This window comes from Anaerobranca gottschalkii DSM 13577, from assembly GCF_900111575.1.
Lineage (GTDB): Bacteria > Bacillota > Proteinivoracia > Proteinivoracales > Proteinivoracaceae > Anaerobranca > Anaerobranca gottschalkii.
Window position 1 is genome coordinate 1 of sequence record NZ_FOIF01000073.1, and the last position, 7,797, is coordinate 7,797.

Sequence of the window (7,797 nt, forward strand, 5' to 3'; positions counted from 1 at the left end):
CAAAGCTGCTTAACGATAAAAATTTAAAAATATTATAGAGAATGGAGGATGTTGTTCTAGATAACAAAATTTAACCTTTTTTAAAATCTCATTTATAATGAGTTAGATTTTCTATGCTCTTTTTTTGATAAATATAAAAACTTAATTATGCAATTTCCTCATTTAACTATAATATAGTTAGTTTTAATAGGTACGTACTTTCAATTAATGTTTTAGTATCATTGTTCTCAGTTTTTATTCCTACCATAATATCTATCACTATGGTTAATATGTATAAGCCAGACAGAATTATGAGGAACTAGTATAATAATGTTATGGATAGTTTTTAGCGACTATTTAACAACTGAATACATTATTTCCAAAAGCGCCCTTGGGCGTTTTTTTTAGTTTGTAGACAAAAAGAAAAGGTCTGTTAATATTTTTACTAAGATTGTTAAAAATAAATGTATAGAAGTTTGGTTTCTTGTCAAAAATTTATATTAAACCTAAAGGATGAGGGGAGAGGAATTTCTATGTTTAACAGAACAATCTATCTATTATCAATAATATTAGTATTAACATTAGCTCTAAGTAATGTTGTTTCAGGGGCAAATTATAAAAAACATGAAATAGAGCCATTATTAGAGGTTGCAAAAAAAATTCAAGGTGATATATTAGGATATAGCGTGTTAGGATACATTAAAGTCCAGGATTTAACTGAAGAGGAAATAGTTATGATTCTACGGGAAATGGGCTATACAAAGGGTGTGACAAAGGAAAATTATTATTTTGAAGAAGGTAATAAAACTGTTTTAGTGGACTGGCATAATGGAAAATGTTATTATAAATTAGTTGTATATTATGGACAGGAGACTCAAGTAGTTTTATCAGTAGATACTGGAAAGGAAGTAGATATTACTAAAATATATGATAAAGTAAAAGGGGTATTATTACGGTACAATGATAATGTACATATTAGCACCAGTATATACCAACACTTACCTAAAAAATTAACAACAGGGGAAATTGTTGAGAAAATTTATCTTTCCTTTAACCACCTTTCAGCTAAACTGACTTTAGATTATCAAGGGGAAGGGGAAAGTTATGGATTCTTAGGGTATAGTCCGTATTTGGGAAATACTATAGAAAGTCAAGGGAGGAAAGTTAACCTACATATAGCAGTTTACTTAGATGAACATAAAGGAGGATATTATTTAATAATTGCAAATCCAATAATTGCGGCAAGCTATTAAACATTAGGAGTGAGAACATTGGAAAAAATTTATGTCACAGGAAAAACTGGCCCTTTGCAAGGAACTGTAAAGGTCAGCGGAGCAAAAAATGCAGCATTACCTATCTTAGCAGCATCTTTGTTATGTAAAGGTACGACAATTATTGATGAAGTCCCTCAACTAGAAGATGTTAATGTAATGAGAGGGGTGCTAGAGAGTTTAGGTGCTAAAGTTAAAGTTGAAGGGGATACATATATTATCGATAGTAGTAATTTAACTAGCTCTACTGCACCATACGAACTGGTAAGAAAAATGCGGGCTTCTTTTTTAGTAACAGGGCCACTGTTAGCAAGGCTTAAAGAGGCTAATATTTCAATGCCTGGAGGTTGTGCTATTGGAACAAGACCTATTGATCTTCATTTAAAAGGTTTTCAAGCTTTAGGGGCTAAAGTAACAACAGATCATGGTTGTATCCAAGCTAAAGTTGACAACTTAATAGGTAATCGGGTATATTTAGACTTCCCTAGTGTAGGAGCTACAGAAAATATTATGATGTTAGCTACTTATGCCGAAGGGCAGACAATAATCGAAAATGCCGCTGCAGAACCTGAAATAGTCGATTTAGCCAACTATTTAAACTCTATGGGGGCAAAGATTCGGGGTGCAGGTACTAATGTTATTAAAATCACAGGGGTAAAAGAACTTACTTCTAATAGATATACCGTTATACCAGACCGGATTGAAGCAGGAACTTATATGGTAGCGGCTGTTATTACTGGGGGAGACGTACTCATAACTAATTGTATTTATGATCATTTAAAACCGGTTATTGCTAAATTGCAAGAATGTGGCGCAGAGATAATTGAAGATGAAAATACCATTAGGGTTAAAGGTAATAATAGACCTAAGGGAGTAGATGTTAAAACATTACCTTATCCAGGTTTCCCAACAGATATGCAGCCACAAATGATGGCTTTATTGGCAGTGGCAGAAGGAACTAGTGTTGTTACAGAAACGGTATTTGAAAACAGGTTTATGCATGTAGATGAACTTAAAAGAATGAATGCTAAAATAAAAATTAGGGAGCGTTCAGCTGTAATAACAGGGGTAGAAACTTTAAAAGCTGCACCGGTGTATGCTACAGACTTGAGGGCAGGAGCAGCATTAATTTTAGCAGGCTTAGTAGCAGAGGGAGTAACGGAAATAGGAAATGTTTATCACATAGATAGAGGTTATGTGGATATTGTTAATAAATTTAAAGAGTTAGGTGCCCATATAGAAAGAAGATAAAGTAAGGAGTTGAAATCCTTACTTTTGTTCTTTTCCCCCTAATTTTTCATAAAATTAATTAGAAAAAATTAGTGTAAAAATCAGGGGGCAGAAGTATGGGAAAAAATATTCTAATTTACTTTGGGGTAACGTTAATGGTTTTGTTGATTTTACCTGCTATCTTGGTCAAGGGCTGTAAAGGGCCTACTTTTCCTAATGATTTAGATTTAACTTATGAAAATATTAAAATTAATGTTTACTTTCATAAAGAAGACAAGTTAAAAGAAATGGAGTTAGAAGAATATATTGTAGGGGTAGTGGCAGGAGAAATGCCAGCACGTTTTGATATTGAGGCTTTGAAGGCTCAAGCAGTTATTGCTAGAACTTATGCTGTAACTAGAATGAGGCTTTTTGGTGGAAGCGGATATAGTGGTTATCCTGGAGCAGATATTTGTGATGATTATCGCCACAGCCAACATTATTTAACTCCAACAGAAGCAAAAAGTAACTGGCCCTTTTGGCAGCGGAGTATATATTGGCGTAAAATAGTAGAAGCGGTGTATTCGACAAAAGGGGAGATAATTACTTATCAAGGGAAACCAATAGATGCCCTATATCATTCTACCTGTGGAGGAGCAACGGAAAATTCAGAAGAAGTATTTACTTATGCCATTCCTTATCTTAGAGGAGTTACTTGCTTATACTGTAAAGACTCACCCCGTTTTACCCAAAAGGTTACTTATACAAAAACAGGATTTATCAATATTTTAGAGGGGGAAGGGTTACAAAGGGTAGTAGGGGCAAGGGAAATTGATATGGGTATAGTAAGTAAAACTAACAGTGATCGAATTACTTATTTTAGAATTGGTGATAAGATTTTTAGAGGAACTGACGTACGCCTTTTGTTTAAATTAAATTCTGCTAGGTTTACTTATAACTACGATGGTGCTAATATAGTGTTTAACGTAGTAGGTTACGGCCATGGAGTAGGGATGTGTCAGTATGGTGCTAATGGTCTAGCTAAAAAAGGATATAACTATAAAGACATTATCAATTATTACTACACTGACGTAGAATTAGAAAATTTACATAATTACCTATCAATCCAGGAATAATATAAATTAAGCTGGTTATAATACCACCTAAAGAGGTGGTATTTTTTATGAATATCTTAAATAGTGGAAAAGAGAAGATTTTAAAGGTGTATAATTTAAGCAAGATTAAATTAAAAGAAATAATAAATAAAATAAAAGGATTACCTACTTTTATTAAAAGGATTGGTATTTATTGTTTAGTTGTACTAGTAATGTTTAGTTATATGGCATGGCAGAAAAGTAGACTTCCCTTAGATATAATAGGAGAACTTCCTAAAAATGAAACACAACAACCTGGGGAGAAAAAGAATAATGAATTGCCCTGGGAGATAGATGAAATTGAAAGGGAAGATAGAGGGGTAGAAGAAAAAACTGAAAAAAAAGATGAGAAAAGAGATGAATCTGAGGAAAAGACTATTTTAGAGGAAGAAAAGACCACAGTTGAAGAAGAAACAGCACAACCTGTTTTTAATATTAAAGATAAAATTATCTGGCCAGTTGAAGGTTCAGGAGAGATTCAAGGACATTTTAAACAACCTTTTAATTTTAGGGATGGAAGTTTCGAATATAAGTTAGATGGGATATTAATTGCTGCTCCTAAAGGTAGTAAAGTGAGGGCTGCGCTACCAGGAGTAGTAAAGGATGTAGTTAGAGAAACTTCTTATCTCTATGGTAATGTAGTCAAGATTAGTTATGTGGATCCCAATGGAGATACATGGGATGTCTACTATTATAATCTTGACAATATTCAAGTGGAAGAAGGGCAAAAAGTATCCATTGGTGACAGCATTGGATATGTAGGATCAAACCTTCTATCCTCTTTATTCAGTGAATCCCATATAGTGTTAGAAATTAAGAAAAATAATGTCCTTATCGATCCTCAACCATACTTTTAAAAGCCTCCCTTGAGGCTTTTTATATATCAACTTTATCAATTTAATTAATAAATAGAATAAATTGGACAAACATGGAATAAAAGGAAAACTACTGAAATATATATTGAGTAAGTATTGGAATGAGGGGGGCTGTTTATGAATGATTATATTATCCAAAGGGTACTAGAAATTAGTCATTATATCCTTAAAACTGAAGAAACCGTTAGGGAAATCTCAAAAAAATTTGGGGTTAGTAAATCAACGGTCCACAAAGATTTAGTGGAAAGGTTACCACTAATTAACAAAGAACTTTATGGACAAGTAAAGGAGATTTTAGAAAAAAATAAAAGTGTGAGACACATAAGGGGTGGAGAATCCACTAGATTAAAATATATGAACAAAGAATTAGTTTCAGAGTAATTTATTTATAAAGAAAAGAGGATTTCTTTAGATTTTGTAGAATAATACAATGATGTCTAGGATATTAGTCTTATATAAGAATTTTTGGGATTGAGGGGTGGAAGTTTTGTTTAGATTAGGAAAAGATATTGGCGTAGATTTAGGGACAGCGACGATTTTAGTGACTGTTAAAGGCAAAGGGGTAGTGCTTCACGAACCTTCTGTGGTGGCAGTTGATAGTGATACCCAAAAAGTCCTTAAAGTAGGGGAAGAAGCAAGACAAATGCTAGGGAGAACACCTCTAAATATTACTGCTGTTAAACCATTGAGGGATGGTGTTATTGCAGACTTTGACTTGACTGAAGTCATGTTAAAATACTTTATTAATAAAGCTGCTGGTAATTCTTTGTTTGGGAAACCTAGGGTAATGGTATGTGTACCGGCTGGTATTACAACAGTTGAGAAAAGGGCGGTAGAGGAAGCAGTATATCGAACAGGGGCAAAGGCAGTATTTTTAATAGAAGAGCCGAGGGCTGCGGCTTTAGGTGCAGGTTTAGAAATTTTTGAACCCTATGGCAATATGGTAATAGACATTGGTGGTGGTACCACTGATGTAGCTGTTTTATCTTTAGGAAGCATTGTGGAAAAAGATAGTATCCGTGTTGGAGGAAATCGTTTTGATGAATCCTTAATTAGATACATACGGGATAAACACAATTTAATGATAGGTGAAAGAACTGCTGAGGAAATAAAAATCAAAATAGGAACTGCAAATCTTCAGAGCCGCAACGAAACAATGGAAATTAGGGGAAGGGACATAGTAAGTGGGTTACCTAAGACTATAGAGTTTACTTCTAAAGAGGCTTATGAAGCCATGGAAGAACCTATTCATGCAATTTTAAGAAGTACCCATAAAGTCTTAGAAAAAACACCGCCAGAGTTGGCAGCAGATATTATGGATAAAGGAATCATTATGACTGGTGGTGGAGCTATGCTCCATGGATTAGATATATTCCTTTCTGAGAGGTTAGGCACACCAGTAATGTTAGCAGAAGATCCAATAACTTGTGTGGTAAGGGGAACGGGTTTAGCTTTAGAAATGCTAGATATAATGCAAGATACTTTAGTGGGAAGTAAAAAAAGTGGTTAAGACTTAGCATCTGCTAAGTCTTTTGCACTATTGACAGGATTTCTCCTTTAAGATAAGCTTGAACTAGAAGTATACCCATTTGGAGGTGGAATTGTGATTCGGGGATTACATATTGCTAAAACAGGTATGCTAACACAGCAGCGGAGACAGGAAAATATTGCTAATAACATAGTAAATGCTAACACACCAGGATTTAAAAAAGCTACCGCTGCTATAGCAAAGGATAGGGATCTCTTTTTACATAGACTTAATGATGAGGTTTTAAGGACTTCTTTTGGCAACATAGATAAAAAGCCTAAAGTAGGCCCTTTAGGGACAGGAGTTTTTGTTGATGAAACTTTAGTTAATTTTAATACTGGGAGTTTGATAGAGACCAATAACCCCCTCGATTTAGCAATTCAAGGTAGTGGTTTTTTTACTGTTGAAGGAAATGGACAAACTTTTTTGACTAGAGATGGTGTATTTACTATAGACAATCAGGGGTATATTGTTAATTCCGATGGTTATTATCTTTTAGGTCATAATGGTAGAATCAACCTAAGTGGAAGTGAAATAACTATCAAAGAAAATGGAGAAATTTATGTAGATGGTAATTACATCGACACTTTGCAAATAACTACCGTTCAAAATCCCCATTCTCTAAGTAAGCTAGGGATGAATCTTTTTACTGTAACAGATAGAACTATTTTAGGGGGACCCCAAGGAGTAATCCGTCAAGGTTTTATTGAAGGATCTAATGTAGATTTAGCAGAGGAAATGGTGGAGTTAATTTCAACCCTTAGGGCATATGAAGCTAATCAAAAAGTTATCCAAACCCATGATGAATTGTTAGGAAAGGCAGTTAATGAAATAGCCTCTGTTCGCTAAAGGAGTGAATGGTAAATGATAAGATCGCTATATACAGCTAGTTCAGGTATATTAACGGGTCAGCGACAAGTGGACAATGTAGCCCACAACATAGCTAATATTAATACTATGGGCTTCAAAGCAAGTCGTTTAAATTTTAAAGATTTGTTTTATGCAAATTTACAACAAAGGAAGAATTTGGATTTAGAAAACAGATTAAGTAATCCAGGAATTCAAATAGGTCAAGGAGTTATGCCTAGCTCTATTACAAAAAAATTCACCCAAGGCCCTATTATTACAACTTCTAATCCCTTTGATTTAGCCATAGAAGGGCAAGGATTTTTTGGAATAGAAAGGGATGGTGAACTGTTACTTACTAGACACGGGAATTTTCACTTAGATGAAAGTGGGCTTTTGGTTAACGGTGATGGTTATCCTGTTGTTGGACAATTTAATGGTAGTTTATTAAACTATCGGGAGATAAATATTGATATGGATGGAGTGGTTACAGGTATAAACGGGCAAGGTGAAAGGGAAGAATTAGGGGTAATATTTTTGTTTAATGTTCCTAACCCCCATGGCCTTGCTGCTATAGGTGATAACCTTTTTTCTGTAACGGAAAACTCTGGAGAACCAAACCCCATTCAAAGTCCAATTAGGCAGGGAGCTTTAGAAGGATCTAATGTAGATTTAGGAGAACAAATAGCATTTTTGATGATGAGTCAAAGGGCTTTAGAAGCTAGTGCTAAATTGGTTCAGACGACAGATGAAATGATGGCACAAGCCAATAATTTAAGAAGATAAAAGACACCTCTTCAAAGGTGTCTCAGGTTGTAGACAAAGTCTTTTTTAAAAGGCTGTGGTAATTAAACATTCTAACAAAGTCTCCGTCGAGATTTAAGGCTTCTATCTAAAAGGAAGAAGGGTACCGCTCTAATTCGCCGTCCATGGCT

General features: G+C 34.5%; 8 protein-coding genes. All 8 read left to right on the forward strand.

The window, feature by feature from the left end:
• Nucleotides 1-512 precede the first annotated feature (512 nt).
• The 8 genes from BMX60_RS10995 to BMX60_RS11030 all read left to right on the forward strand — a co-directional run bounded on the left by BMX60_RS10995 (nt 513) and on the right by BMX60_RS11030 (nt 7,648).
• Nucleotides 513-1,232: a YwmB family TATA-box binding protein gene (locus BMX60_RS10995; RefSeq protein WP_177159793.1), complete on the forward strand. Its 720-nt coding sequence runs from the start codon at nt 513-515 to the stop codon at nt 1,230-1,232.
• Nucleotides 1,233-1,250: 18 nt separating this feature from the next.
• The gene (gene murA / locus BMX60_RS11000; RefSeq protein ID WP_091351492.1) at nt 1,251-2,501 is read left to right on the forward strand and encodes a UDP-N-acetylglucosamine 1-carboxyvinyltransferase; all 1,251 of its coding nucleotides are present in this window, start codon (nt 1,251-1,253) and stop codon (nt 2,499-2,501) included.
• Between the two features lie 95 nt (nt 2,502-2,596).
• Complete coding sequence (gene spoIID, locus BMX60_RS11005; protein WP_091351493.1) at nt 2,597-3,595, forward strand: stage II sporulation protein D; 999 nt, start codon at nt 2,597-2,599, stop codon at nt 3,593-3,595.
• Between the two features lie 47 nt (nt 3,596-3,642).
• Nucleotides 3,643-4,470, forward strand: coding sequence for a murein hydrolase activator EnvC family protein (locus BMX60_RS11010; protein ID WP_091351494.1), 828 nt, complete (start codon nt 3,643-3,645; stop codon nt 4,468-4,470).
• A 135-nt stretch (nt 4,471-4,605) separates the two neighbouring features.
• Nucleotides 4,606-4,869, forward strand: coding sequence for a sporulation transcriptional regulator SpoIIID (spoIIID, locus tag BMX60_RS11015; protein WP_091351495.1), 264 nt, complete (start codon nt 4,606-4,608; stop codon nt 4,867-4,869).
• 106 nt (nt 4,870-4,975) lie between these two features.
• Nucleotides 4,976-5,998 carry a rod shape-determining protein MreB gene (mreB, locus tag BMX60_RS11020; protein ID WP_091351496.1) on the forward strand — a complete coding sequence of 341 codons (1,023 nt, stop codon included), beginning with the start codon at nt 4,976-4,978 and terminating at the stop codon, nt 5,996-5,998.
• Between the two features lie 93 nt (nt 5,999-6,091).
• Nucleotides 6,092-6,865, forward strand: a complete 774-nt coding sequence (locus tag BMX60_RS11025; protein WP_091351497.1) for a flagellar hook-basal body protein — start codon at nt 6,092-6,094, stop codon at nt 6,863-6,865.
• A 15-nt stretch (nt 6,866-6,880) separates the two neighbouring features.
• A complete protein-coding gene (locus tag BMX60_RS11030) occupies nt 6,881-7,648 on the forward strand; it encodes a flagellar hook-basal body protein (RefSeq protein WP_091351498.1) in 768 nt (255 codons plus the stop codon).
• The last annotated feature ends 149 nt before the right edge of the window (nt 7,649-7,797 follow it).